At 56.4% G+C, this 25,622-nt stretch carries 21 protein-coding genes; 2 read left to right on the forward strand and 19 right to left on the reverse strand.

The features are described 5' to 3' along the window. Nucleotides 1-31 precede the first annotated feature (31 nt). On the reverse strand, nt 32-1,819 hold the full coding sequence (locus MKX76_RS13040) for a DAK2 domain-containing protein (RefSeq protein ID WP_040738474.1): 1,788 nt from the start codon (nt 1,817-1,819) through the stop codon (nt 32-34). Between the two features lie 368 nt (nt 1,820-2,187). Here MKX76_RS13040 and rpmB point away from each other — a divergent pair, with 368 nt between their 5' ends. Then, nucleotides 2,188-2,376, forward strand: a complete 189-nt coding sequence (gene rpmB, locus MKX76_RS13045; protein WP_007129659.1) for a 50S ribosomal protein L28 — start codon at nt 2,188-2,190, stop codon at nt 2,374-2,376. Between the two features lie 532 nt (nt 2,377-2,908). Here the strand turns inward: rpmB and spoVM are convergent. The 18 genes from spoVM to MKX76_RS13135 all read right to left on the reverse strand — a co-directional run bounded on the left by spoVM (nt 2,909) and on the right by MKX76_RS13135 (nt 23,600). Continuing rightward, nucleotides 2,909-2,989, reverse strand: coding sequence for a stage V sporulation protein SpoVM (gene spoVM / locus MKX76_RS13050; RefSeq protein WP_034273235.1), 81 nt, complete (start codon nt 2,987-2,989; stop codon nt 2,909-2,911). Nucleotides 2,990-3,150: 161 nt separating this feature from the next. Next, nucleotides 3,151-3,810: a ribulose-phosphate 3-epimerase gene (gene rpe / locus MKX76_RS13055; protein WP_007129658.1), complete on the reverse strand. Its 660-nt coding sequence runs from the start codon at nt 3,808-3,810 to the stop codon at nt 3,151-3,153. Between the two features lie 5 nt (nt 3,811-3,815). Continuing rightward, a complete protein-coding gene (gene rsgA, locus MKX76_RS13060) occupies nt 3,816-4,724 on the reverse strand; it encodes a ribosome small subunit-dependent GTPase A (RefSeq protein WP_007129657.1) in 909 nt (302 codons plus the stop codon). A gap of 97 nt (nt 4,725-4,821) precedes the next feature. Further along, nucleotides 4,822-6,975, reverse strand: a complete 2,154-nt coding sequence (gene pknB, locus MKX76_RS13065; RefSeq protein WP_007129656.1) for a Stk1 family PASTA domain-containing Ser/Thr kinase — start codon at nt 6,973-6,975, stop codon at nt 4,822-4,824. Beyond that, entirely contained in the window at nt 6,972-7,748 is a 777-nt protein-coding gene (locus MKX76_RS13070; RefSeq protein WP_007129655.1) for a Stp1/IreP family PP2C-type Ser/Thr phosphatase, read from the reverse strand. Before MKX76_RS13070 ends, pknB begins: the two co-directional genes overlap by 4 nt. A 6-nt stretch (nt 7,749-7,754) precedes the next feature. After that, entirely contained in the window at nt 7,755-8,795 is a 1,041-nt protein-coding gene (gene rlmN / locus MKX76_RS13075) for a 23S rRNA (adenine(2503)-C(2))-methyltransferase RlmN (protein ID WP_007129654.1), read from the reverse strand. Nucleotides 8,796-8,953: 158 nt separating this feature from the next. Continuing rightward, entirely contained in the window at nt 8,954-10,318 is a 1,365-nt protein-coding gene (rsmB, locus tag MKX76_RS13080) for a 16S rRNA (cytosine(967)-C(5))-methyltransferase RsmB (RefSeq protein ID WP_341033917.1), read from the reverse strand. Beyond that, complete coding sequence (gene fmt, locus MKX76_RS13085) at nt 10,315-11,256, reverse strand: methionyl-tRNA formyltransferase (RefSeq protein WP_213617035.1); 942 nt, start codon at nt 11,254-11,256, stop codon at nt 10,315-10,317. Before fmt ends, rsmB begins: the two co-directional genes overlap by 4 nt. Beyond that, nucleotides 11,253-11,747 carry a peptide deformylase gene (gene def / locus MKX76_RS13090; RefSeq protein ID WP_213617033.1) on the reverse strand — a complete coding sequence of 165 codons (495 nt, stop codon included), beginning with the start codon at nt 11,745-11,747 and terminating at the stop codon, nt 11,253-11,255. Before def ends, fmt begins: the two co-directional genes overlap by 4 nt. Nucleotides 11,748-11,790: 43 nt before the next feature. Then, on the reverse strand, nt 11,791-14,319 hold the full coding sequence (gene priA, locus MKX76_RS13095; protein WP_341033919.1) for a primosomal protein N': 2,529 nt from the start codon (nt 14,317-14,319) through the stop codon (nt 11,791-11,793). Then, nucleotides 14,319-15,602: a bifunctional phosphopantothenoylcysteine decarboxylase/phosphopantothenate--cysteine ligase CoaBC gene (coaBC, locus tag MKX76_RS13100; RefSeq protein ID WP_007129649.1), complete on the reverse strand. Its 1,284-nt coding sequence runs from the start codon at nt 15,600-15,602 to the stop codon at nt 14,319-14,321. Before coaBC ends, priA begins: the two co-directional genes overlap by 1 nt. Nucleotides 15,603-15,728: 126 nt before the next feature. Further along, nucleotides 15,729-15,929 carry a DNA-directed RNA polymerase subunit omega gene (gene rpoZ / locus MKX76_RS13105; protein WP_007129648.1) on the reverse strand — a complete coding sequence of 67 codons (201 nt, stop codon included), beginning with the start codon at nt 15,927-15,929 and terminating at the stop codon, nt 15,729-15,731. 60 nt (nt 15,930-15,989) lie between these two features. Then, nucleotides 15,990-16,562, reverse strand: coding sequence for a guanylate kinase (gene gmk / locus MKX76_RS13110; RefSeq protein WP_007129647.1), 573 nt, complete (start codon nt 16,560-16,562; stop codon nt 15,990-15,992). A 13-nt stretch (nt 16,563-16,575) separates the two neighbouring features. Further along, nucleotides 16,576-16,836, reverse strand: coding sequence for an extracellular matrix/biofilm regulator RemA (remA, locus tag MKX76_RS13115; RefSeq protein ID WP_006209218.1), 261 nt, complete (start codon nt 16,834-16,836; stop codon nt 16,576-16,578). Between the two features lie 52 nt (nt 16,837-16,888). After that, nucleotides 16,889-17,776: a YicC/YloC family endoribonuclease gene (locus MKX76_RS13120; protein WP_028405229.1), complete on the reverse strand. Its 888-nt coding sequence runs from the start codon at nt 17,774-17,776 to the stop codon at nt 16,889-16,891. 38 nt (nt 17,777-17,814) lie between these two features. Continuing rightward, on the reverse strand, nt 17,815-19,686 hold the full coding sequence (locus MKX76_RS13125) for a bifunctional homocysteine S-methyltransferase/methylenetetrahydrofolate reductase (protein WP_341033920.1): 1,872 nt from the start codon (nt 19,684-19,686) through the stop codon (nt 17,815-17,817). 211 nt (nt 19,687-19,897) lie between these two features. Continuing rightward, the gene (gene dapF / locus MKX76_RS13130; protein WP_007129644.1) at nt 19,898-20,734 is read right to left on the reverse strand and encodes a diaminopimelate epimerase; all 837 of its coding nucleotides are present in this window, start codon (nt 20,732-20,734) and stop codon (nt 19,898-19,900) included. Between the two features lie 76 nt (nt 20,735-20,810). Next, entirely contained in the window at nt 20,811-23,600 is a 2,790-nt protein-coding gene (locus MKX76_RS13135; protein WP_007129643.1) for a calcium-translocating P-type ATPase, SERCA-type, read from the reverse strand. A 186-nt stretch (nt 23,601-23,786) separates the two neighbouring features. Here MKX76_RS13135 and MKX76_RS13140 point away from each other — a divergent pair, with 186 nt between their 5' ends. After that, complete coding sequence (locus MKX76_RS13140; protein WP_341033921.1) at nt 23,787-25,541, forward strand: Rqc2 family fibronectin-binding protein; 1,755 nt, start codon at nt 23,787-23,789, stop codon at nt 25,539-25,541. Nucleotides 25,542-25,622 lie beyond the last annotated feature (81 nt).

Here is a 25,622-nt window from a genome sequence, read left to right on the forward strand (position 1 = left end):
AATACCTTTAAATTAACACCGGTCCAATTGATCAAGATTCTACGGAGAACAGATAGGCATAGATCGGCTGTCCGCCGTAATGCACCTCAACCTCCGCATCCGGATACTGCTCTTCAAGCCAGCTCGTCAATGCGTTCGTTGATTCCTCCGACGCGTCCGCTCCCGTAAGCAGCGTGACGATCTCGTCTCCGGATTGAAGCATCTTGCCAAGCAGCTCCTGGGACGTCGTAATCAGATCAGGGGTCGCTGCCACAATGCTGGAGTTGCGGATTCCGATGAACTGTCCCGCCTTAATCTCCAAATCGTCGATCGTCGTGTCGCGTACCGCATAAGTCACCTGCCCGGATTGCACACGGGAAATCGCATCCAGCATGTTGTCCGTGTTCACGTCCGTGCTCTCATCCTCTTGGAAAGCAAACGCGGCCGCAATGCCCTGCGGAATCGTCTTGCTTGGAATAACCGTCACTTGACGCTCGCCCTCCAGCAGCTCTCGAGCCTGCTGGGCAGCCAGCACGATATTGGAATTGTTCGGCAAAATATAGATTTGCTGTGCCGAGATCGAGGAGATCGCGTTCACGAAATCCTCCGTGCTCGGATTCATCGTCTGTCCGCCGGACAGCACGACGTCAACGCCCAAGCTCTTGAAGATGTCCGAGATGCCGTCCCCCGAGGATACGGCAATGAATCCGTACGGCGCAATCTCATCCGCCGGCGGCACGGCCGGAGCTTCCGGAGTCTTCGGCTCGGCCGGGATATCGGCAAACAGCTCCGGCATCGGCGCGATATCCATGCCGGTCGTCAGCAGCTCGCGATGCTGCTCACGCATGTTCAAAATATGAATCTGGGTGATCTCGCCATAAAGCAGTGCCAAATTCAGCACATCACCTGGAGCTTTGGAGTGAACATGAACCTTAATCGTTTCGTCATCGGAGATGACGATGATCGAATCCCCATTAACAGCAAGCGCTTTCCGGAACTGATCCTCATCAAATTCGGCACGTGCTCCATCACCAAGCTGACGATTGATGAAAAATTCCATATCATACAAGAACTCGATATCTTCCGTCGACAACTGGGATTGAGCGGATGACGGAGGTGCGGTAACCGTCTGCAGGCTCGGAGCCGGGGTGCTGATAGGCTCAGCCTTGGCTGCGACCGTTGCGGCTTGTCCCCCTGCGGCAGCGAACGTGCCGGGTGCATCCTCTCTACGGAGCGCTTCCAAGAATCCTTCATAAATATACACAAGACCCTGTCCGCCCGAATCTACGACGCCGACCTGCTTCAGCACCGGAAGCATTTCCGGAGTTTGCGACAACGTCTCTTTCGCCTTAGCCAGCACTTGCTCCATCAGCTCGATGATGTCGCTGCTGCGGCGGGAATAATAGACGGCATGCTTGGCCGCTTCCTTGGCAACGGTAAGGATCGTTCCTTCAACGGGTTTGACTACGGCTTTATAGGCAGCTTCGACCCCGGTCTGTAATGCAGCCGCGAACTGATGCGCGTTCAGCTCTGTATAAGGCGCCGCATACCGGCTGAAGCCGCGAAATAACTGGGACAGAATAACCCCCGAATTCCCCCGCGCGCCCATTAGAAGCCCCTTGGACAGTACACCGGCGCTGTGTCCGACGGATTCCGAGTGCTTGCTCTTTAATTCGGCAACCCCAGCGGTCATGGTCAAATTCATGTTCGTTCCCGTGTCGCCGTCCGGCACCGGAAACACGTTCAGCGAGTTGACATGTTCCGCATGCTGCTGCAGCTGCTCCGCTCCGGCTAGGACCATCGCGGTAAATTCTGTTCCATTCAAAGAACGCTTACTCAATGAGAATTCCCCTTCCTGGCTTGATACCCTTTAAACCTTCTTACGAAAACTGTTATCTCTATTTGATAGCTAATAGCCGACGAAATGCCCAAAGCGATAAATAATAGACTTTCTATGATTAAACCGATCGCAACATGCTGATGGGCTGATCTCGTCTCCTCTCGTCTCGGGCAGTCTCCAGATGCTTACGGAGTCATGCCGACCAGCCCACAATACACTGTCTTTCGAATATTATGGACTAATCAACATTGTACTATAAGAAGAAAGAGAAATAAATGTTTTTAGGGCAGTTGACGCGGCAATTTTTACTGTGATATTATATTTAAGTATTGTTTCATGCAGGGTTTAGGAACAAGGAGGTGTAATTGATGGCTCGCAAATGTTATGTAACTGGCAAGAAACCAAGCAGCGGTAACCATGTTTCCCATGCTAATAACCACAACAAGCGTACTTGGGGCGTTAACGTTCAGAAGGTTCGCATCCTCGTGGATGGCAAGCCTAAGCGTGTATACGTCAGCACTCGCGCATTGAAATCCGGTAAAGTGACTCGCGTATAATCATCTCATGTTATATGAAGAAAAACTTCTGTAATCTCCAAGGCGCTCCAAAGATATGGGCGGCATCGGGACAAGGAAGTTTTTCTTGCGTTTACGATACATATATGCTCCTAAACAAAAAGCACCTTCAGCGGATCGCAGGTGCTTTTTTTAGTGGGAGAAAGCAGCTCCTCCCCGTCTGTATCGCGAAATCCCCGTTAGCAAGCCTTCAGCGGCAAAGATAAGCGAATGCCCTTAATGCCGGGTCTTCCGAAAGATATGCATTCTGTTCTGTATGCAAGAAAAACTTCCGGTTTAGGTACGGGCTCCATATGGCGTTCATTATGTCCTGGGCCTCTTTAACCGCGCATAAGAAGCTAAGGCCGGCCCGCTGCCAAGCCTGCACTCCTTTGCGCCGCGCAAGAACAGCCCCTTAAGCTGCAGTATGTCTTGTTCGCTCGGGCACTTCCATCGGTTTGCATCCTGCCTGTTCCCCTACCGGCATGGCGCGGCCGTCCCGGGCGGAGGTTTTGTGTTACGCCGGGACAAGCTGTCAGCTCTTGTGAAACGTGTTGAGAATCGCCTTCACAAAACCTCCCAGAAACTTCGGCAGCTTGAACGTATAGAATTTCATGTCTCACCCTCCCCATCATTCTCATGCCTTCCTAGACTATGTTATGCACCAAGCCCATAGATGTGAACACAGACAAAAAAGGCTACATGAGAACCCAGCTCATGTAACCATATTTATGCGGAAATTCTCCGCCCTATGACATTCGGACTGCCGCTTCCGGATTAAGATGTTGCGCTGTTCCGGATTCGGGCAATCGCCTCGGCCCGGTCGGCCTTGCCGAATACCGCGCTTCCCGCCACCAGCACATCCGCACCCGCGCCCGCTACCAGCGGCGCCGTCTCCGCCGTGATGCCGCCGTCCACTTCGATATGAAGGGAAGACAGGCCGAGTTCATTGGCGCGTGCCCGCAGCTGCGAGATTTTGCCTACCGTCCGTTCGATAAAGGCTTGTCCGCCAAAGCCCGGATTGACGGTCATGACCAGCACGAGGTCGAGATCCGGAAGAATTTCCTCCAGAACATGCGCCGGTGTGGCCGGGTTAATGGCAACCCCAGCTTTTACCCCCTGCTCCTTGATTAGGTGAACGACGCGGTGAAGATGCGGACAGGCTTCGGCATGAACCGTGATCAAATCCGCTCCGGCCTTGGCAAAATCGGCAACGTAGCGCTCCGGCTGCTCAATCATCAAATGCACGTCGAGCGTCAGCGTCGTATGCGGCCGGATCGCCTGAACGATCGGTGGCCCGAGCGTAATATTGGGAACAAAATGGCCGTCCATGACGTCCACATGAATCCAGTCCGCTCCGGCTGCCTCCGCCTCCCTGATTTCGGACCCTAGCTTGGCAAAATCGGCCGACAATATCGATGGCGCTATTTTAATCATATCGCTTAATACCTCCGCTTCTTGTCTTTCATCTCCGTAAAAAACTCCACATAGTGCTCGTAGCGGCCGGCTTGGATGGTTCCATCCTCTACGGCCTGGATCACCCGGCAGCCTGGCTCATGCAGATGGCTGCAGCCTCTGAATTTGCATTCCGCCGCATGCGGAGCGAATTCCCGGAAGCAGCTGGACAGTTCCTCGACGCCAAGCTCCAGAAAGTCCAGCTGGCTAAAGCCCGGCGTATCCGCTACATACCCGCCGTTATCCAGCTCGATCAGTTCGACGTGCCGCGTCGTATGGCGGCCGCGCCCGAGGCGCAGGCTGATTTCGCTCGTTTCCAGCGCCAGTCCCGGCATCAGGGCATTGAGCAAAGTCGACTTGCCGACCCCGGATTGCCCCGAGAACACGCTGATCTCGCCTGCCAGGCGATCCTTCACCTGCTGGACGCCAATGCCTTGGAGCGAGCTGGTGATCATCACCTCGTAGCCGATCTCTTCGTACATCCGCTTCACCTTTTCCGCGGATTCGTCCGAAGCGTCCGTCAGATCCTGCTTGGTCAGAACGATGACGGCGTCAAGCCCCGCATGCTCAATATGCACGAGGAACTTGTCCAGCAGGAGCAGGTTCAGATCCGGCTCCTTAACCGAAAACAAGAGCACCGCCAAGTCGACATTAGCGACAGGCGGGCGAATTAATTCGGAAGACCGTGGAAGAATTTCATCCACGGTCCCCTCTCCATTCTCAGTCAATGAATACATGACGCGGTCTCCAACGAGCGGAGAGATGCCTCTCTTTTTGAAAATGCCGCGGGCTCTGCATTGAACCGCTTGGTCCTCCCCGGATATCAACTGGTTATCTCGCAATGGTTTCACATAGTAATATCCGCTTAGTGCCTTCACGATCAGTCCCTCGAGCATAAAATAGGCCTCACCTTTCTTGTTGAAATTTGGATGTATTTCATTTGGTTTTCACGATGGTATATTCCAGACCGGCTGCTATCGAATAACCGTTTGATCATTCATTGCCCTTGCCCCGGCCATGACCATTTCCATTGCCGTTGCCCGGCTCCCACTCGTAAGCGGAATCGTCTTCCGCGTCCGAGCCTTCCTCACCGCCATCGGTTCCTTCGGTGCCTTCATCCGGATTCGTATCAACCTGCATATCCGGCGGTAAAGGCGGCTGTTCCATCGTCGGCTGCGGCACGGTTCCGTTCTTGACGTCGCTGTAGCTGACGCTGTACGTTTCCACCTGACGGCCATCCCGGAAAATTTGGACGGTTGCGTGCTTATCCGGTGCGAGCAGCAGCTTCACCGATACCCATTCCGAGGTCGTAATCGTTTTGTTTACGGCCTCTTGGTTGTCGCCCAGCGCGTCCGAGAACACGATGCGAATTTTGCTCTCCTGCCCTTCGTAAGCCGGAGAAATCGGAACGCTGTAATTGTATTCCAGCGCCTCGGGCGGATAGCCGGAGCTGACGAAAAATGTAATTTTCTCCCCAGGGGCGACTTCTGCGTTCGCCTCGTAAGGCCACTGCTCCATCACGATGCCCTGTTTGACTTCGAAGCTCGGTTTTTGCTTGACCGCATCAACGACGAGGCCCCGCGATTCGATCGCATCTCTGGCCTGCTCTTCGGTCATGCCGACGAGAGCCGGCATCTTGACAAATTTTTTGCCTTTGCTGACGACCAGACTGACTGCGGCCTTATCAGGATCGAGGTCCGTATCGGGAGATGGATTTTGGCTGATGATCATACCCGCTTCGATCTCGTCATGGTTTTCTTCAGACTTATTTATTGCCTCAGCGGCAATGCCCAACGCGGTCAAAGCCTCGACGGCTTGCTCATACGTTTTCCCGCTCAGGTTCGGCATTTTCTCAAGCGGCTTCGCCGCCCCTACGGACAACTGAATCGGAGAGTCTTTCTTCACCTTCGTGCCCTCCGGCTTACTCTGGTCAAATACTTCGCCTTCCGTAACGTTCGGCTTGTATTCGCGGATCACTTCCGGATCCACCGTCAATCCTTCGCCCTCCAGCGTCCGGATGGCTTCCTCCTCGGTCATGCCAATTACCCCAGGTACAGTAACCTCCGGAACCTCAAGCATGTTGTTCACATACATGACCACACCGGCCATGATTCCCAGGAACAGCAGCACCGAAGCGACGATGACCGTCGGCTTCACCCATTTCTTCTTCGGTTTGCCCGGCGTCCGGTCCTCATCATCATCCTCTTCGTCATCCTCATCCGGCTCATCGTCCGGATGATGGCTGCTGCGCTGCATCGTCTTGAGTGCCGGCATCACCCGCGTGGAATCCTCGTCCTCCTCGAACTCCATCTTCGGCTCGTTCAAGCGGGAAGGCAGAAGGCATGTCTCCAGGTCAGCCATCATTTCTTGAGCGGACTGGTAGCGCTCCTCCGGATTTTTGCGCATCGATTTCAGAATGACGTTCTCCACGCTTTGCGGAATGAGCGGATTGACCTCCCGCGGCTCGTCGAACTCCTCCTGCAGATGCTTCAGCGCAACGCTGATTGGACTCTCGCCGAGAAACGGCAGACGGGCGGTCAGCATTTGATATAACACGATACCTAAGGAATATAAATCCGATTTTTCACCCGTCACGACGCCTTTGGCGTGCTCGGGCGAAAAATAATGCACGGATCCGACAACCGATCCGGTTTGCGTAATCGTCGTCGACGTCACGGCCCGGGCAATCCCGAAATCGGTCACCTTCACCCGTCCGTTCCGTCCGATCAGAATGTTATGCGGCTTGATGTCCCGATGAATAATCTGGTTATGATGGGCATGATCCAGCGCATCACAGATCTGGGTGGCGATCCGCACTGCTTCGTCCACCTGCAGCGGCGCCCGCTCTTTAATGATCTCGTTCAAATTCTGACCTTCGATATATTCCATGACGATATAGTGCACGTCTTCCTCTTGGCCGACATCGTAAATGCTGACCACATTGGAATGGGACAGCGATGCGGCCGATTGCGCCTCGCGCCGGAATCTGCGAATAAATTCCTCGTCATGGACGAACTGCTGGCGCAGCACCTTGATCGCTACATTCCGGTTCAGCAGGATATCCTGAGCCTTGTAGACGAGCGCCATTCCGCCTCCGCCGATGCGTTCTATAATTTTGTAACGACCAGCCAATTCATGCCCGATCATGAATCCCACCCCTTTTTACGTTGCCCGACAACCTCTTCTTGATGCTCAAACATAGCGACTGTAATGTTGTCCTCGCCGCCGGCGAGAAGCGCCAGTTGAAGCAGGCGATCCGCCCGTTCCTCCAGAGGAAGGTCAAGGGAGCCGGAAATTTGACCAATCAGGTCGCGGCTTACCCGGTTGCTGAGTCCATCGCTGCACAGAAGCAGCACTTCGCCGTCCGAAATGGATACCGGCGTAAGCTCAACCGTCACATCCTCATCCGTTCCGAGCGCACGGCTCAGCACATTTTTTCGGGGATGGGTCTCCAGCTGATCTTCGGTGATCTGTCCGCTTTTATACAGCTCGTTCACCAGTGTGTGGTCATCCGTAAGGCGCGTCACTTGCCCGGAAGCAACCTTATAAGCTCTGCTGTCCCCGATGTGCCCGATATAGCCTTCGGAGCCGCTGAGCAGCACCGCTACAATCGTCGTGCCCATATTGTGAAGCCGCTCATCGGACGAAGCCTCTTGATAGATCACTTCGTTGGCATGCAGAATCGCATCCCCGAGGGCGGCACGAATCCCTTCCAAAGGAATCCCCGGCTCGAGGGAGGATAAATCCGCGGCTACCGTATCGACCGCAAGCCGGCTGGCCGTGTCGCCTGCCAAATGGCCTCCCATGCCGTCAGCGACCACACCCAGCGTATAACCGTGCTCCAGCGTGCTCACAAACACAGAATCTTCATTGACAGGACGAACGCGTCCGACATGGCTGACATGAACCGTTCTGATCAAAGCTTCTCACCTCAACTCCATATGCTTGGCCCGGAGCTGTCCGCAAGCGGCAGCGATATCGTGGCCTTGTTCACGACGGATGGTCACATTGACCCCCTTGTCTGCTAACGCACGTTGAAACTTGAAAATGTCATTGCGCGATGTTCGAACGTATTTGCGTTCCGGCACATGGTTGACCGGAATCAGGTTGACGAAGCAGTTCATATCCTTGATGACGTCCGCCAGCTCCTCGGCATGCTCGACCTGGTCGTTCACGCCGCCGATCAGCGCGTACTCAAACGTAATGCGCCGTCCGGTCTTGGCCTGATAGAAGCGCAGCGCTTCAATGACGTCGTCGAACGGGAAGCGGCGGTTAACCGGCATCAGCTTCGAGCGCAGCTTATCGTTCGGCGCATGAATCGAAATCGCCAGATTGATCTGCGTATCCTCTTCGGCGAATTTATAAATGTTCGGCACGATGCCGCTCGTCGACACGGTAATGTGGCGCTGTCCGATGTTCAGTCCTTTCTCGTGAATCATCGTGCGCAAAAACTTCATCGTTGCATCATAGTTCTCGAACGGCTCGCCCGAGCCCATAATCACGATGCTGGAGACGCGCTCGCCCGTCTTGTCCAGAATTTTCTGCGCCTGAACCACCTGGGCGACGATCTCCCCGGACGTCAGGTTCCGCTTCAGGCCGCCCAGCGTCGATGCGCAGAACGTGCAGCCGATCCGGCAGCCCACCTGCGTCGTAACACAAATGCTGTTGCCGTAGTTGTGCTTCATGATGACCGTTTCAATCGCATGATCATCATGAAGGCCGAACAGAAATTTGACCGTGCCGTCCTTCGACTCAAGCTTGGTAATCTCCGTCAAGGTTACAAAGCTGAACGACGCATCCAGCTTCGAGCGAAGCTCCTTGGAGAGATTCGTCATCTCCTCGAAGGAATCGACGCGCTTAACGTACAGCCAATCGTAAATCTGGGAGCCGCGAAACGCGGGCTCGCCTTGCTCCTGGGCCCATGCCTGAAGCTCTTCCAACGAAAAATCGTATATAAAGGGTTTCATTTCACCACACCTGTCTATTTCATTCATATGCAACTCTTTTTTCATTCTTCCTATTTTACCATAAATAAAAGAGACGGTAAAAGAGAAAACCCGCCGGAGAGCACGGCGGGCGGGATACGGCTGCAGGGCCTCTTGCCGGGCTGGCGCGCGGGTTCGTTTTAGCGTCTTCGCAGTCTTGCGATGTAGAAGCCGTCGCTATGATAGTGCTGCGGCAGAATCTGAATGCCGCCGCCGCGGACAAGCGCGTTGTCCTTGAGCCGGGACAGGCTGCCCGTTTCATCGAGCTCGAATTCGGGATGACGGTTCACGAAGGACGTCACCACGCCTTCATTCTCCTGCGGCTCGATCGTGCAGGTGCTGTAGACCAGCACCCCGCCGGGGCGAAGCAATGCCGAGACGGAATCCAGCAGCCTTGACTGCAGCGCCGCGATCTCGCGGATATCCTCCTCCGTCTTCCCCCATTTCAGGTCGGGCTTCCGGCGGATCACGCCCAGCCCCGAGCACGGGGCATCCAGCAGAATCCGGTCAAAGGAAGCCGGCTCGAACCGGGCGGGGAGCTCAATCGCATCGCCCGTTACCGTTCGGATGCAGTCCAGCCCCAGCCGGACCGCCTGATCTGCGATCAGCTTGCCTTTGTGAGAATGGATGTCGTTCGCTACAATGGAGCCCTCGTCCTTCATCAATTCCCCCATGTGGGCGCTTTTTCCGCCAGGGGCGGCACAGCAGTCCAGCACCCGCATGCCGGGCTCCGGACCGACCGCTTCGGCGACCAGCATCGAGCTTTCATCCTGGATGGAGATCATGCCTTCACGATACCAGTCGGTCAGGGCCATATTGCCGGCGCCCTTCACGACGATGCCGTACGGGCTAAGGGAGGATGGGGCGGCCTGCAAGCCGTGGCCCTCCATCTCCTTCAGCATCTCCTCCCGGCTGATCATCGTCGTATTTACTCTGACGCTGACCGCCGGCGGTTCATTGTTGGCCGCGCAGATCGCCTCCGCCGTCTCCCGGCCATATTGGGAAATCCAGCGCTCGACCAGCCACTCCGGGTGCGAATGCTGAAGCGAGATCCGCTTCGCGGCCGGCAGATCGGCAGGGATCGCCAAGCTTTCCTTCTGGCGCAGTATATTTCTGAGCACGCCGTTGACCATCCCGGAGATTCCCTGGTGCCCCCGGCGCTTCGCCAGATTGACCGCTTCGCTCACCACCGCATGATCCGGGATTCGGTCCAGGTAGATAATCTGGTACAGGCTCAGCCGCAGCAAGGCCCTCACCCAAGGCTGGAGCTTGCGGGTGCCTTTATTCACATACTTGTCCAAAAAATAATCCAGCGTGTTCAGCCGGGAAATCGTCCCGTAGATCAGCTCTGTGGCCAGACCCGCATCGCTCTTGGACAGGGCTGCTTTCTGCAAAGCGGTGTTGAGCAGAAGGTTGCTGTACGCTCCCTCCTGCTCAACCTGTGTCAGCACATGCATCGCCAGCTCCCGCGGCGACGCCGGACGTCCCTTCGGGCTGCCGCTCACGTCAGCACCGTCCCCGGCGCAAGGCTCGTCCCCCGCGCGAATTGGGCTGCGTCCATCGCCTTCTTGCCGCTTGGCTGCACCGTCAATAGGGTCAACACGCCGTCGCCGGTCTTGACCACAATTCCGTTCTCACTAACTTCCAGTACGGTTCCAGGCTCTCCATCGCCCTTGCCTTGGTCGCCTTTATCCGGCTTGGCGCAGGCCCACACCTTGAACACGTCCCCGTTCCACAGCGTGAAGCCGCCCGAATACGGAACCAGGCCGCGGATTTGATCATAAATTTGACGGGAGGTTTTCGACCAATCGATCTTTTCGTCCTCCCGGGTCAGGTTCGGTGCATAGGTCGCCTTGGACTCGTCCTGCGGCTCGGCCGCAACCTTGCCTTGAACCAAAGTCGGCAGCTGCTCCTTCAGCAGTCTCGCGCCGGCCATGCTCAGCTTGTCGAACATCGTCCCGGCCGTATCTTCATCCTCGATCGGAACCTCGACTTTGGCGATCATATCGCCGGTATCCAGCCCTTCAGCCATGTACATCAGCGTGATGCCCGTAACCTTCTCGCCGTTGATTATGCTGCGCTGAATCGGCGCGCCTCCTCGGTAAGCCGGGAGCAGCGAGCCGTGCACGTTAAGGCAGCCGAGCGGCGGCAAATCGAGCACCGATTTCGGCAAAATTTGGCCGTACGCCGCCGTAACGATCAGATCCGGCTTATACTCCGCCAGCTCCGCTACAGCCTCAGGGTTCCGCAAGCGCTGCGGCTGCAGCACCGGGATGCCGTGGCGAAGCGCGGCTTCCTTGACCGGCGTCGGCGTCAGCACCTTTTTGCGGCCTTGGGGACGATCCGGCTGGGTAACGACGGCTGCGACGTTATACCCTTCCTCGATCAGCATCTCAAGGCTCGGTACGGCAAATGCAGGGGTTCCCATAAATACGATATTCATCGGTTTTCCAGCTCTTTTCTCGGCTGCTCCGGCGTATATTCATACACCCGTTCGGCGATATCGGTAAACAACACCCCGTTCAGATGATCAATCTCATGCTGGAACGCGCGAGCCAAAAGCCCGGTTCCGGTCACGACGAGCTCATTGCCTTCCCGGTCCAGTCCTTTGACGGTAACCTTCTCCGCGCGGCGCACATCCCCGTTCCAGCCCGGAATGCTGAGGCAGCCTTCAGGACCGAACTGTTCGCCTTCGCTCTCGATGATTTCCGGGTTGATCATCTTGATCAATCCGTGCTCATCGCCTGCGTCCACAACGATCAGCCGTTTCAGAATGCCGACCTGGGGAGCTGCCAAGCCGACGCCGTCCGCGTCATACATCGTATCGGCCATGTCGTCCAGCAGCTTCTGAACGTTCGGCGTAATTTTCGTAACTTCCTTTGCTTTTTTATGAAGAACCTCATCCGGTTCCTTTACGATCAAGCGAATTGCCATCTCAACGACACCATCCTTGTGCTTTTCATCAGTATATGCGGGTTTACATTAACATTTGCGGATCGACATCAATGCTGATCTGAAGCGTACTGTCCCGAGCCGAGTCCTGAAGCTGCTCGGCCACGGACCGCGTCAGCGAGACGGCGTCCATCGTTCCCCGCCATTTTATCATACATTGAAATCGGTATCTATTTTTAAGCCTTGGGATCGGCGAAGCCACCGGTCCGAGAATGTCGAGCGCGCTTGCGTCGAAGCGGTCCAGGCTCCCGAACCACCCGCGCCGGTCGGCTTCGGCCTTGATCCCCGCGGCAAAATTTTCAGCCATGCGCACGAGCAGCGGCAGCTGCTCATGGGACAGCGTCACCAGAATAAGCCTGCAGTAAGGCGGATAATGAAGCGCTTTGCGGTGCTTCAGCTCGTCCTTGACGAAGGATAAATAATCATGACCGCTTGCATGAACGATCGAATAATGCTCCGGTGTGTAGGACTGTATGACCACCTCGCCCGGCAGCTGATGCCGACCCGCGCGTCCGGCAACCTGCGTAAGCAGCTGGAACGTTTTCTCCGCCGCCCGGAAATCGGGCAGATTCAGCGCGGAATCGGCGGTTATGACGCCAACCAGCGTCACATCGGGAAAATCGAGCCCCTTTGCTACCATTTGGGTGCCAAGCAGCACGTCGGCTTTCTTCTCCCTAAACTGCTTCAGCAGCTTCTCGTGCGAGCCTTTCTCGGTCGTTGTGTCCACGTCCATGCGGATAACGCGAATGCCGGGAAAGAGCTTAGCCAGCTCTTCCTCCACGCGCTGCGTGCCCGTTCCGAAGTAGCGGATATGCTCGCTGCCGCAATCCGGGCACACTTCCGGCGTCTTGGCGGCATATCCGCAGTAATGACACCGCAGATTGTTCGATTTCTGGTGATACGTCAGCGAGATGTCGCACTCCGGACAGCCCGCCACATATCCGCAGCTCCGGCACATCACGAAGGTGGAGTATCCCCGCCGGTTCAGGAGCAGCACCGTCTGCTCTCCCCGTTCAAGTCGACCGGCAATCGCCTCGTGCAGCGGCCGGCTGAACATGGAGCGATTGCCTTCGCGAAGCTCTTCGCGCATGTCGATCACGCGGACCGCCGGCAGCTTGTTCCCGAGCGCCCGGGCCCGCATTTCCAGCAGAACCGGGGCAAATTCATCCTGCGCCTGCGATCTCGCCGCATGATAGCTCTCCAGCGAAGGCGTCGCCGAGCCCAGAATGACGGCGGCGCCGGTGCGACGGGCCCTGTGGATCGCCACGTCTCTCGCATGGTATTTCGGCGTTTCCTCCTGTTTATAGGAAGTTTCGTGCTCCTCGTCCATGATGATGAGTCCGAGATTATCGAACGGAGCAAACACCGCGGATCTTGCCCCGACCACGACCGAAGCCCGGCCTTCCCGGATTTTGCGCCACTCGTCGTAGCGCTCCCCGTCCGAGAGGCGGCTATGCATGACGGCTACACGGTCTCCGAAGCGCCCCTTGAAGCGCTCGACCATCTGCGGCGTCAACGAAATTTCAGGCACCAGGACGATCGCCTGGCGCCCCTGATCGAGGCATCTGGCAATCGTCTGAAGGTAGATTTCCGTCTTGCCGCTGCCGGTTACCCCGTGCAGCAGGAACACGCCGTGCGCACGCTCATCCAGCGTACGAACAATTCTGTCGTAAACATGCTGCTGCTCGGACGTCAGCGCCAGCGGCTCGCTCGGCTTGAAATTCCGTCCCCGGTAAGGGTCGCGGAACACCTCCACATCCTCCAGCGTGACCCAGCCCTTATCGGCAAGCGACTTGACCGTCCCCGCCGTAACGCCAAGCGTCTGCAGCAGGTCTTTCAGCGGGAGCGGCAGGAAGGGCTCCATTTCAAGCAAATGCTGCAGAATCTCCTTCTGCCTCCGAGCCTTTGCCGGAAACGAAGCCAGGATCCCTTCCGCCTCCTCTGCCGTAACGGCAAGACCAACCGCCTTCAATGTTTTCTTCTGCAATTTATCTTTAATCTGCTGATGCTCGCTCAGCCTTCCGCGTTCAATCAGCCCCTTGATGGCTTGGGCGGCATCCGGGAACGCGCGGGTGAGCTGCTGCAGGGACACTTCGCCCCGCTGGGATACAAAAGCGATCAGCTGCTGCTCCAGCTCACTCTCCGGCAGCAGCGCAAACAGGCTGTCCGGCTGCTCGGCTTCCAGCCCGCTGCCGTCCCCAAGCGAGATATACCTTTCCGCTTTCCCCTTCAGTGCCGTCGGGAGCATGGATTGCAGCGCCGTAATCAGCCGGCAGGCGTAGCGCTCCTTCATCCATTCGCCAAGCTCGATCAGCTCTGGCGACAGGGGCGGCATAACGTCCAATATTTCCTGGATCGGCTTCATCTTCGACGTCTCCATTTCCGGACGCGGATGAAGGGATACGACGAAGCCCTGCAGCGTCCGGTGGCCGAATGGGACGCCGACCCTGCTGCCGACCTCGATCCATGGACGGAGCCGCTCCGGAATCAAATAGTCGAATGGACGGTCCGTATCCTTGGACGGCACGTCCACAATAACCCGTGCCATTTCCATTAAGAAAACCTCCCGGACAGCCGCTCGGCCGCCAGCGTCAGCAGCCGCCGGCCCACTTCCTCCTTGGACATGAGCGGAAGCCGCTCGACGAGCCCCTCTGCGTCATAAATCTGGACGAGGTTGGTGTCCGTGCCGAATCCCGCGCCCGCTGCCGTGACGTCATTGGCTACGAGCAAATCGCAATTTTTCCGCTTCAGCTTCTCTCTGGCATACTGCTCTACGGAGTCGGTTTCGGCTGCAAAGCCGATCAGGAATTGGGTCGTCTTTCGGCGTCCCAAATTCTCCAAAATATCCGTTGTCTTCACCAGCTCCAGCGTCATCGTATCGCCGCGCTTCTTGATTTTGGACGAAGCCGCCTCCCGTGGACGGTAATCGGCAACGGCCGCCGCCTTTACCACGATATCGCTGTCAGGAAACGCGCGCAGCACCGCCTGGTACATATCCTCCGCGGATTCCACCCTTTCCGTCTCGATCCCTTCGGGCGGCGCCTCGTCGGTATGAGCAGCGATCAAATGGACCTCGGCTCCAAGCTCTTTCGCGGCTTTGGCAATCGCAAATCCCATTTTGCCGGAAGAATCATTCGTAATATATCGGACCGGATCAATCCGCTCGATCGTGCCGCCCGCCGTAACGACGACTTTCTTGCCGCTCAGCAAGCCATGCGATCCGTTCGCTGCATGGTCGGCTGAAGACCCGGGCATTCCGTCAACCCTTAAGGATGGGCCGCCCTGCTTGTCCTGTTCTTGGAAAAAACGCTCCACGACCTCCACGATCGTATCCGGCTCCTCCATCCTTCCCTTGCCGACATAGCCGCAAGCCAGAAGCCCTTCGCCCGGCTCGATCATGCCAACGCCGCGGGAAGCCAGCGTCTCCAAATTTGCCATAACCGCCGGATGCGTATACATATGGACGTTCATCGCCGGCGAGATCATGACAGGCGCCGTCGTGGCGAGCAGCGTCGTTGTCAGCATATCGTCCGCCAGGCCGTGGGCCATCTTGCCGATCACGTTGGCCGTCGCCGGCGCAACGAGGAAGAGGTCCGCCATATCGGCGAGATGGATATGCGAAACGACCGAAGGATCCCTCTCGTCGAAGGTATCGGAATATACCGGGTTTTTGGTCAGGGATTGGAGCGTCAATTCCGTAATGAACTGCTTCGCGGACTCCGTCATTATGACATGCACGTCCGCTCCCCTTTGAACAAGCCGGCTGCACAGCGTGGCCGCTTTATAAGCGGCAATGCCGCCGGTTACGCCAAGGACGATGACTTTCCCGTTCAACATGACAATTCCCCCGCTTTCGATTGGTCTGAAGGTACCCTATCATCGCTCCCGCAAAAAAATAACAACCTTTCGGTTGTCACATTTTTTTGCGCGAACGCATTCCTATTCAGATGTAGGAGAAGCCGTTTAAGCTTCTTCCCGTTCAATCTTCACATAATCGCCGTAGATTTCCTCAAGCGCAACGCCTACGAATTTATGTGATTTCGGATTTTGGAGTTCGCTCGGTTGACCCTCGCGGAGCTGACGTGCACGGCGGGAAGCCGCAACAACGAGCGAGTACTTGCTGTCGACTTTGTTCATCATTTCATCAATGGATGGGTATAACATAGCTCTAACACCTCTTCTTTCTATACTAGAAATCTCGCAGCCGATATGGGCTGGCAAGATTTATTTTCTCACTTTACAATGCTCGGCTATAATAATAGCTTCTATTCTCTCGCATGCGAGATTAATCTCGTCATTTACGACCGCATAGTCATAATGCTGAAGCAAATTGATCTCATCGACGGCAACGGACATGCGATGCTCGATGGTTGCCTGGTTTTCCGTGCCTCGGCCCTGAATTCGGTCCTTCAGCTCCTCAAGCGACGGCGGCATCAGGAACACAAAGATTCCGTCCGGAAATTTCTCCTTCACCTTCAGAGCGCCCTGGACCTCAATCTCCAGGATGATGTCTTTGCCCTGGGCGAGCGTCTCCTCCACGAAATCCCGCGGAGTACCATAGTAGTTCCCGACATATTCCGCATACTCCAGAAGCTGATCGTTCTCAATCATCTCCATGAACTGCTCGCGGGTTTTGAAAAAATAGTTTACGCCGTTTACCTCGCCGAGGCGAGGCGAACGTGTCGTGGCCGACACGGAATAGACCAATTCCGGAACACGGCTCCGAAGAGCGGTGCAGACGGTTCCCTTCCCTACCCCGGATGGACCGGATAATACAATCAATAATCCTCTAGACATAGTACTCCTCATCTTATTCGTCGTTGTCGTCATCTTTGCTGGATAGACGGTGCGCCACGGTTTCTGGCTGCACGGCCGATAAAATCACGTGGTCGCTGTCGGTAATAATAACAGCCCGCGTTCTTCGGCCGTATGTAGCGTCAATCAGCATATGACGGTCCCGTGCTTCTTGGATAATTCTCTTGATCGGCGCCGATTCAGGGCTCACGATCGAAATGATCCGATTGGCCGATACGATGTTTCCGAAGCCAATATTAATAAGTTTGATTGCCATAGTGCGACTGCTCCCCCTATACATTTGACTCTATTTGCCGATTAAGCCGAGTTCATTCCACGTTGGCGGCTTGTTCACGAATCTTCTCCAGTTCCGCTTTCATTTCGACAACACGGTTTACCAGAGTCAGATGATTGGCCTTCGATCCAATCGTATTGACTTCTCGGTTCATTTCCTGAATCAGAAAATCAAGTTTGCGGCCAACAGGGCCTTTCTGATTAAGCAATTCCCTGCATTGCTCCAAATGGCTGCGAAGACGGATCAGCTCCTCCTCGACGTTGCAGCGTTCGGCAAACAAAGCCACTTCCATACCGAATATATGTTCATCAACGGCAAGCGACCCGTCATCGAGCGACTCAATGCGCTGTCTCAGACGCTTCCGGTATTCCTCCGGCACTTCGGGCGCCAGCTCGGCCATTTCGCTGTGAAGCGATTCAAGACGGCCAAGCCGCTCCTCGATGTCCTTCACCAGGAATGCCCCTTCCTTGCTCCGCATCTGCACCAAGCCGTCAAGCGCCTTGTTGAGACCTTGAAGAAGCGCATCATGCCACTCCTGCTGCTGCGCTTCATCCATTGGAAGCCCCCCGGGACTGACGAGGACATCCGGCAGGGACAGCATGTCGCGTACCGTCAATTCTCCTTGAATACCGTAAGGTTTCAATTCCTCTGCAGCCTGCAAGTATGCTTTGACCATGGCATGATTCAGCACCGCATCCGGGGACTCGCCGTTATTTTCCTTGTTAATGTAAACATCAACCCGTCCGCGGCCGATCCGGGTCTGCACGGCCCTCCGAAGCGAATCCTCAAAGCGGGACCATTCACGAGGCATTCTGAACACGACTTCACAATACCTGTGATTGACCGACTTCACTTCTATTGACACATGATACCCTTGAAAATCGACGGCGGACTGTCCATATCCGGTCATACTCAATGACATCGGAATCACATCCATTACACTATTGTAATTGATAATTATTAATGAAACAAGGGGGACAGTCGGCGGCCCGATATCTCCCAGACGTACTCCATTAATTGCACGCTCATTTCGTAGAACATAAACGGCGTCATCAGGTAAATGCCGTTGAAATGCTTGGTTGCGACATCCAGCAGCTCCTTGCCGATTTGGACGCCCATCGCTCGTCCGGCTTCCCCTTCCAGCCCTGCCATGCGGCTGCGTACTTCATCGGACAACTGAATGCCCGGCACCTCATTGTGCAGATACTCTGCGTTCCGTCCGCTGGCCAGCGGCATAATGCCGATAAAAATCGGGATATCCAGATGAGCGGTTGCTTCTCTTAGCCGAACGATCAGCTCCGGATCATATACCGGCTGCGTCATTACATAGTCCGCGCCGGACGCAATCTTCTTCTCCAGGCGCGCAACCGCCTTATCCAAATGGCGCACATTCGGATTAAACGCAGCCCCGACAACGAACTTGGCTTTTTGCTTCAAGGGCTTGCCGGAGAAGGCGATGCCTTCGTTCAGCTGCTTGATCATCCGAATGATCTCGAACGAGGTCATATCGTAAACCGAGCTCGAGCCCGGAAGGTCGCCGAAACGGGCCGGGTCGCCCGTAACTGCAAGCACATGGTCGATGCCAAGCGCGTCAAAGCCCATCATATGGGATTGGGTCCCGATCAGGTTCCGGTCGCGGCAGGCGATATGAATCAACGGCCGAAGGCCGATTCTGGCTTGTACAAGATGCCCCAGCGCCATGTTGCTCATCCGGGTGACCGCGAGGGAGTTGTCGGCTAGCGTCAGCGCATCCGCTCCCGCGTTCTTCAGCGCCTCGGCCCCCTTCATAAACTTCGTGATGTCGAGGTCGCGCGGCGGATCCAGCTCCACAATGACGGTGTGACGTTCCTTCACAAGATCGACGAGGGAAGGCTCGGAAGAGCGCTCCGGCTGATTGCCTTCCGCAGGCTCCTGAATCACGATCCGGTTGATTTCGGCCGGTTCAACCTCCGGCAGAGGCGATGGCACGTAACCGGATAACGTCGAAGCGATCTCCGCGATATGAGCCGGCGTCGTTCCGCAGCATCCGCCGATAATCCGGGCGCCGAGGTCCGCGAACGGCACCGCCATTTGACCGAAATACTCAGGGCTGGCGCCGTAACGGAATTCCCCGTCCACGTAATCGGCGATCCCAGCATTAGGATAGACCGATGCCGGCAGATTCATAACCCCGCTTAGCGTTTCCAATGCGCGCATGATCCCGTTCGGTCCCGTCCGGCAGTTGAAACCGATCACGTCGGCTCCTTCCTGGCTGAGAATCCGGTAAGCGTCCTGCATCGAGAAGCCGTCGAGCGTCCGGGCGATATTCTCGACCGCGAACTGGCAAATGACGGGCAGGTCGGTCAGCTTGCGGACCTGCTGCAGCGCCAGCTGGATTTCTTCGACATCATAGAAGGTTTCCAGCAGGATGCCGTCGACGCCCTCGGATAATAGAACGCTGAGCTGCTCCTCAAAGTACCGCTTCAGCTCGCCAGTCGATATGTTGCTTCTGCGGCCGGCCCGAATGGAGCCAACAGCGCCGACGACATAGCCGTCGCGGCCTGCGGCCTCGCGGGCAATGCGCACGCCTGCCCGGTTGATCTCCCCGACCTTGGACTCCAGGCCGTATTTGGACAGCTTGTCGTAGTTGGCCGAAAATGTATTCGTTTCGATCAACTGCGCGCCGGCGTCAACATACTGCCGGTGAACGTTTCCGATAACCTCCGGAGAGGTCAGGTTCAGCTCCTCATATGATATCCCTACGGGGAACCCTAGTTGATATAGATAGGTACCTATGGCGCCGTCCCCGATCAGTACCTGATTCTCCCACGCCTGCCTTAGATCCGGTTTCACTGTGCCTTCCCTCCACCTGACTAATATTTTCACTAATGTATCACAAAACCTTCCTAAAGATAAAGAGACAAAGAGGAGACCCGTTCAGGTCTCCTTCAGGTCTCCTTCTTGTAATTCCAGGCAATGGACAGATAATGCCGCAAATACCGGTATATCCAGTTCGATCTAACGATTCCGATATCAACGCTTCAGCAGCCTTTCAGGAATCATATTACAGGACAACGGTTCCTGTATACACAACTTCGGCAGGCCCGGTCATATATACGTGATTGTCACGCTCATCCCATTCGATGAACAAGTCTCCCCCTTTAAGGGAAATGGTCGCGCTGCGGTCAGCCGCACCGTTCAGGACGGAGGCTACAAGCGTGGCGCAGGCGCCGGTGCCGCAAGCAAGCGTTGGTCCTGCCCCGCGCTCCCATACCCGCATATCGATCTGATTCCGGGAGTTGACCGTCGCGAATTCGACGTTCGTCTTCCGCGGGAACAGCGGGTGAACCTCCAGCTTCGGCCCCCAGGTGCCGAGATCGAAGCTGACAGCGTCGTCTACGTAGATTACGCAGTGCGGGTTCCCCATCGACACGGCCGTAAAGCGAAATTCCCGCCCGTCAACCTCGATCGGATGGTTCACCACCGGATGCTGATCCACCGTTGTCGGCACGCGAAGTCCATCCAGGATCGGCTCGCCCATATCGACCCGCACGCTGGCGACCCTTTCTGCCTCGACGGTAAGGCGCAGCTTCTGCACGCCCGCGCCCAGCGTCTCAATCGTCATCTCCGTGCGGTCGATCAGGCCATGATCGTAAACGTACTTCGCAACGCAGCGGATCGCGTTGCCGCATTGCTCCGCTTCGGATCCGTCGGAGTTCATGATCCGCATCGTGAAATCCGCCTTGGCTGAAGGCAATATATATACGAGTCCGTCCGCGCCGATGCCGAAGAAGCGGTCACACAGCTTCACAGCCAGCTCGGAGGCGTTCGAAGGCAATTCCTGTTCTCCGTACACGACAACGAAGTCGTTGCCGAGTCCGTGCATTTTTGTAAATTCCATCGTCAAACCCATCTCCTCTGCAATAGCAAAACTTGAGTTTAGCATATACTAGATCGGATGGGCTCACCCATTGACTTTATGCCGAAATATTTGCACTCTTCGGCATCATGCTGCGGCGGCTGCGGTTGCGGTTTCTTCGTCCACCCCATACGCTGCCGGCTCCCATCAGGAAGGTCGGGATTCCGGCGGCGACAAGCACCAGCGCCCATTCCTTCAGTCCGAGCGGAACCGTCTTGAAGATCGGCTGGAATACCTCGATGTACATAACCCCCAGCATCAGAAGGATCGAAGAGAGCACTGCCAGCACCAGCGCTTTGTTTTGCAGCGGATTACGGTGGAAAATGGAGCGTGAGCTGCGGCAGTCGAACACGTGGATCAGCTGCGCCATCACAAGCGTGGCAAAGGCGACCGATTGGGCTTTCACCAAATCGTCTGGCGAGCCGGACAGCGTAATCCAGAAGGCTCCAAGCGTACAAAGGCCGATCAAAACGCCGCGGCTGATAATTTTCCAGCCGAGCCGGCGGGCGAAAATGTTCTCCTTGGCCCCTCTCGGCTTGTGCTCCATCAGGTCCTTCTCCGGCTGGTCCACGCCAAGCGCCATCGCTGGAAGCCCGTCGGTCACGAGGTTTACCCATAGAATCTGAATCGGCACGAGCGGAAGCGGCAGGCCAAGCATCATCGCGAAGAACATCGTCAGAATTTCCCCGACATTCGATGCCAGCAAATAGCGAATGAACTTGCGTATGTTCTCATAGATGCTCCGGCCTTCCTCTATGGCCGACACGATGGTCGAGAAGTTGTCGTCGCTGAGCACGAGCGATGAGGCTTCCTTGGTCACATCCGTGCCGGTGATGCCCATCGCGATGCCGATATCCGACGCCTTGATGGCCGGCGCATCATTGACCCCGTCGCCGGTCATCGCTACCACATGGCCCTTGCGCTGCAGCGATTTGACGATTCGGAGCTTATGCTCCGGGGATACGCGGGCGTAGACGAAGGTCTGGTCCACTTTGGCGTCCAGCTCCTTGTCATCCATCCGAGACAGCTCCTGCCCGGTCAAGGACAAGCCGTTCCTCGGCATGATGCCAAGCTGGCCGGCAATCGCTTCGGCGGTGGTCCTGTGGTCGCCGGTAATCATCACGGTCTTGATGCCCGCCCGGCGGCAGGTTGCAATCGCGTCGCGCACCTCGCGTCGAGGCGGATCGATCATCCCTGCCAATCCGACGAAGATCAGCTGGCCCTCCGCCTCCTTGTCCGTTTCCGGCTTGTCGTAAGGCCGGAGATCGCGGTATGCAAGGCCGAGCACCCGGAGCGCTTCGGAAGCCATGCCTTCGTTCGCGGCCAGCACCTTCTGGCGCAGCGTCGGTGTAAGCGGCACGACGTTTCCGTCCCATAAAATATACGTGCAGGCTTCAAGCAGCACATCCGGCGCGCCCTTCGTGCAGAGCAGGCGTCCCCCCTGATGGCTGACGATGACGGACATCAGCTTCCGTTCCGAATCGAACGGAAATTCCTTATCCCGCTGGTACACGGATGCCAAGCTTGCTTTGGTCAAACCCATCTTGGACGACAGGGTCAGCAGGGCGCCTTCGGTCGGGTCCCCTTTCAATTCCCAAGCGGAAGGGGCCGCAGGCTCCTCCTTGCCTTTGCGCTTGTTACGCGTATCTTGCTGTATAGTCTCGACGATTTCGGCGTTGTTGCACAGTCCCCCGATCTGCAGGAGCCGGCGCAGCGCCTGATCGGACCGCAGCTCGACCGGCTTGCCCTTATGGAGGATTTGTCCAGTCGGATCATAGCCTTGTCCGGTCACCTCCAAGATGCGGCCCCCAAGCCAGATCCGGGTGACGGTCATTTTATTCTGGGTCAGCGTGCCCGTCTTGTCGGAGCAGATGACGGAGGCGCAGCCAAGCGTCTCGACCGAAGGCAGCTTCCGCACAATGGCCTTGCGCTTGATCATCCGCTGGACGCCGAGCGCCAGGGCGATCGTTACGATGGCCGGAAGCCCCTCCGGAATGGCTGCGACCGCAAGGCTGACGCCTGCCAGGAACATGCCTGCCGCCGGCTGCCCGTGGAGGATGCCCGCCACGACGACCAGAACCGTGAGCGCGAGCGAAACGCCGATCAATATTTTCCCTAGCTGCTCCAAACGATGCTGCAGCGGCGTTTCCTGGGATTCGGTGCTCTGGATCAGATCGGCGATCTTGCCCATTTCGGTATCCATTCCAGTCCGGATGACAACGCCCTTGGCGGAACCGCGGGTGACCATCGTGCCCATAAAGCCGATATTTTTGCGGTCGCCAAGCGGCACATCCGCCTCGGGGATCGGCTCGGCATGCTTGTTCACCGGCATCGACTCCCCGGTTAATGCCGACTCCTCAACGCTGCAGCTGCTCGTCTCCAGCCAGCGGACGTCGGCCGGAATGCGGTCGCCGCTCTCCACCAGCACCACGTCTCCAGGCACCAGCTCCCTGGCCGCCAGATGCACCACTTTACCGTCCCGCAGCACTTTGGAGGACGGGGCGGACAGCTGCTTCAGAGCCCGCAGCGACCGCTCCGCTTTAAACTCTTGGACAAAACCGAGTATCCCGTTTATCAGTATAATCGCCACGATGGTTACGGCATCCAGATACTCCCCAAGCAATCCGGAGATCAGGGTCGCCCCAAGGAGCACGAGCACCATGAAATCCTTGAATTGGTTCAAAAACAGAACAAGCGGGGAAATTTTCGCCCCCTCGGAGAGCTCGTTATAACCGCTGGTTTTCCGTCTTTCCCCGGCTTCCTCTTCCGTGAGGCCCTGCTCCGGACGCAAATGCAGCACCTGCTGCAATTCATCCACATCCATCTGGTGCCATTGCTTTTGTTCCATGCTTCCTTTCCCTCCCGGTTGTTTTACGCAAGTTCCGGCGGATTGACAGCTTTTCCACCCCTGCTACGTAAATGTATTCGGACAAAACCTGAATTATCACAGAAGGGGCTATTAAGTTTTTACGGGAAATATGGCATCATAGAGAAGTACGATAGGAAGGGTAAGAGACAGAAGGAGAATGTATTCATGGCACTGGACGGAATCGTTACACGTGCGCTCGTGCATGAGCTTCAATCATGCCGGGGCGCGCGGATCAATAAAATATATCAACCGAATGAGAGGGACATCGTCCTGCATATCCGCACGCAGCAAGGCAATGCAAAGCTGCTGCTGTCCGCGAACCCGACGTATCCCCGGGTGCATCTTACCGGCGAAGCGTTCGTCAATCCGGCGGAAGCGCCCATGTTCTGCATGGTGATGCGGAAGCACTGCGAGAGCGGCATCATTGAGGACATAACGCAGGTCGGCATGGAGCGGATTATCGAGATCACGGTCCGGCAGCGCGACGAGCTGGGCGATGTATCCACCAAAAAAATCATCGTTGAGCTGATGGGCAGGCACAGCAACATCATTCTGCTCGATCCGGCCACGGGCACGATCCTGGACGGCATTCACCATGTCACGCCGGCGATCAGCAGCTACAGAGTTGTCATGCCGGGCTTTGCCTACACGAGCCCGCCCGAGCAGTTCAAGCAGAATCCGCTTGAAACGGGACAAGAGGCTTTCCGCGAGGCATGCCTGCTCAGCGAGGAGCCGGCAGTTTCATGGCTTGTGGGCACCTTCAGCGGTTTGAGCCCGCTCGCCGCCCAAGAGATCACGCACCGGGCCGGAGCGGAAGATGCCTCCGGCGGAGAGTCCGAGAAAAATTGCGGCAGCCTGTGGAGCGCATTCAACGAGGTGATGGATATGGTGCGCCATCATCGGTACAGCCCCGTATCCGGACTTAATGCAAAGGGAAAGTCGGTGTTCTCGGTCATTCCGCTCACCCATCTGGCGGAAGAGACCAAGACCTATGGCTCGGTGAGCGAGTGCATGGAGGATTATTACGGCGATAAAGCCCAGCGCGACGCCGTGAAGCAGAAGGTAAGCGATCTTCTGCGTTTTCTGCAGAACGAGCGGACCAAGAATATCAAGAAGCTCGATAAACTGCATGAGGATTTGGAGGAAGCCGGCGATGCGGACCGTTACCGGATCTTCGGCGAGCTTCTGTTCGCCTCGCTGCACCAAATTCAGAAGGGGGACCGGGAAGTCCGGCTCGTCAACTATTACGATGAAGAGCAGGCGCTCGTCACCATTCCGCTGGACCCTCTCCTGACGCCATCGGATAATGCCCAGCGCTATTTTAAAAAATATAACAAATATAAAAACAGCCTGGCCGTCATTAACGAGCAGCTGATCAAAACCCGCGAGGAAATCGGCTATCTCGACAATCTCCTTCAGCAGCTGGACCATGCCACCTTGAACGACATTGACGAAATACGGGAAGAATTGATCCAGCAAGGGTACCTCCGGGACCGAAGCCGCAAGACGAAGAAAAAGAAGAAGAACGACAAGCCTACGCTTCATGTCTACACATCATCGGAGGGCATCGAGCTGTACGTCGGGAAGAACAATCTGCAGAACGAGTACCTGACCAACCGCCTTGCATCCCCTAACGATACTTGGCTTCACACGAAGGATATTCCAGGCTCGCACGTCGTGATCCGCAGCAGCGAATTCGGGGAGGCGACGCTGCAGGAAGCGGCGCAGCTGGCGGCCTACCACAGCCAGGCCAAGGAGTCCAGCAGCGTGCCCGTCGACTACACCTTGATCCGGCATGTCCGCAAGCCAAGCGGGGCGAAGCCGGGATATGTGATCTACGACAATCAGAAGACGTTGTTCGTCACGCCGGATGAACAGCTGATCAAGGGACTGCCGAGCACCGTGAAAAACAACCGATAGCGCCGGTCCTTATCTGGGCTGCCTGGAACAAATAAGAACCAAGACAATAAAAACGGGTATCCCCCATGAAAACGAAAATCG

This window comes from Paenibacillus sp. FSL R5-0810 (genome assembly GCF_038002285.1).
Lineage (GTDB): Bacteria > Bacillota > Bacilli > Paenibacillales > Paenibacillaceae > Paenibacillus_AQ > Paenibacillus_AQ lactis.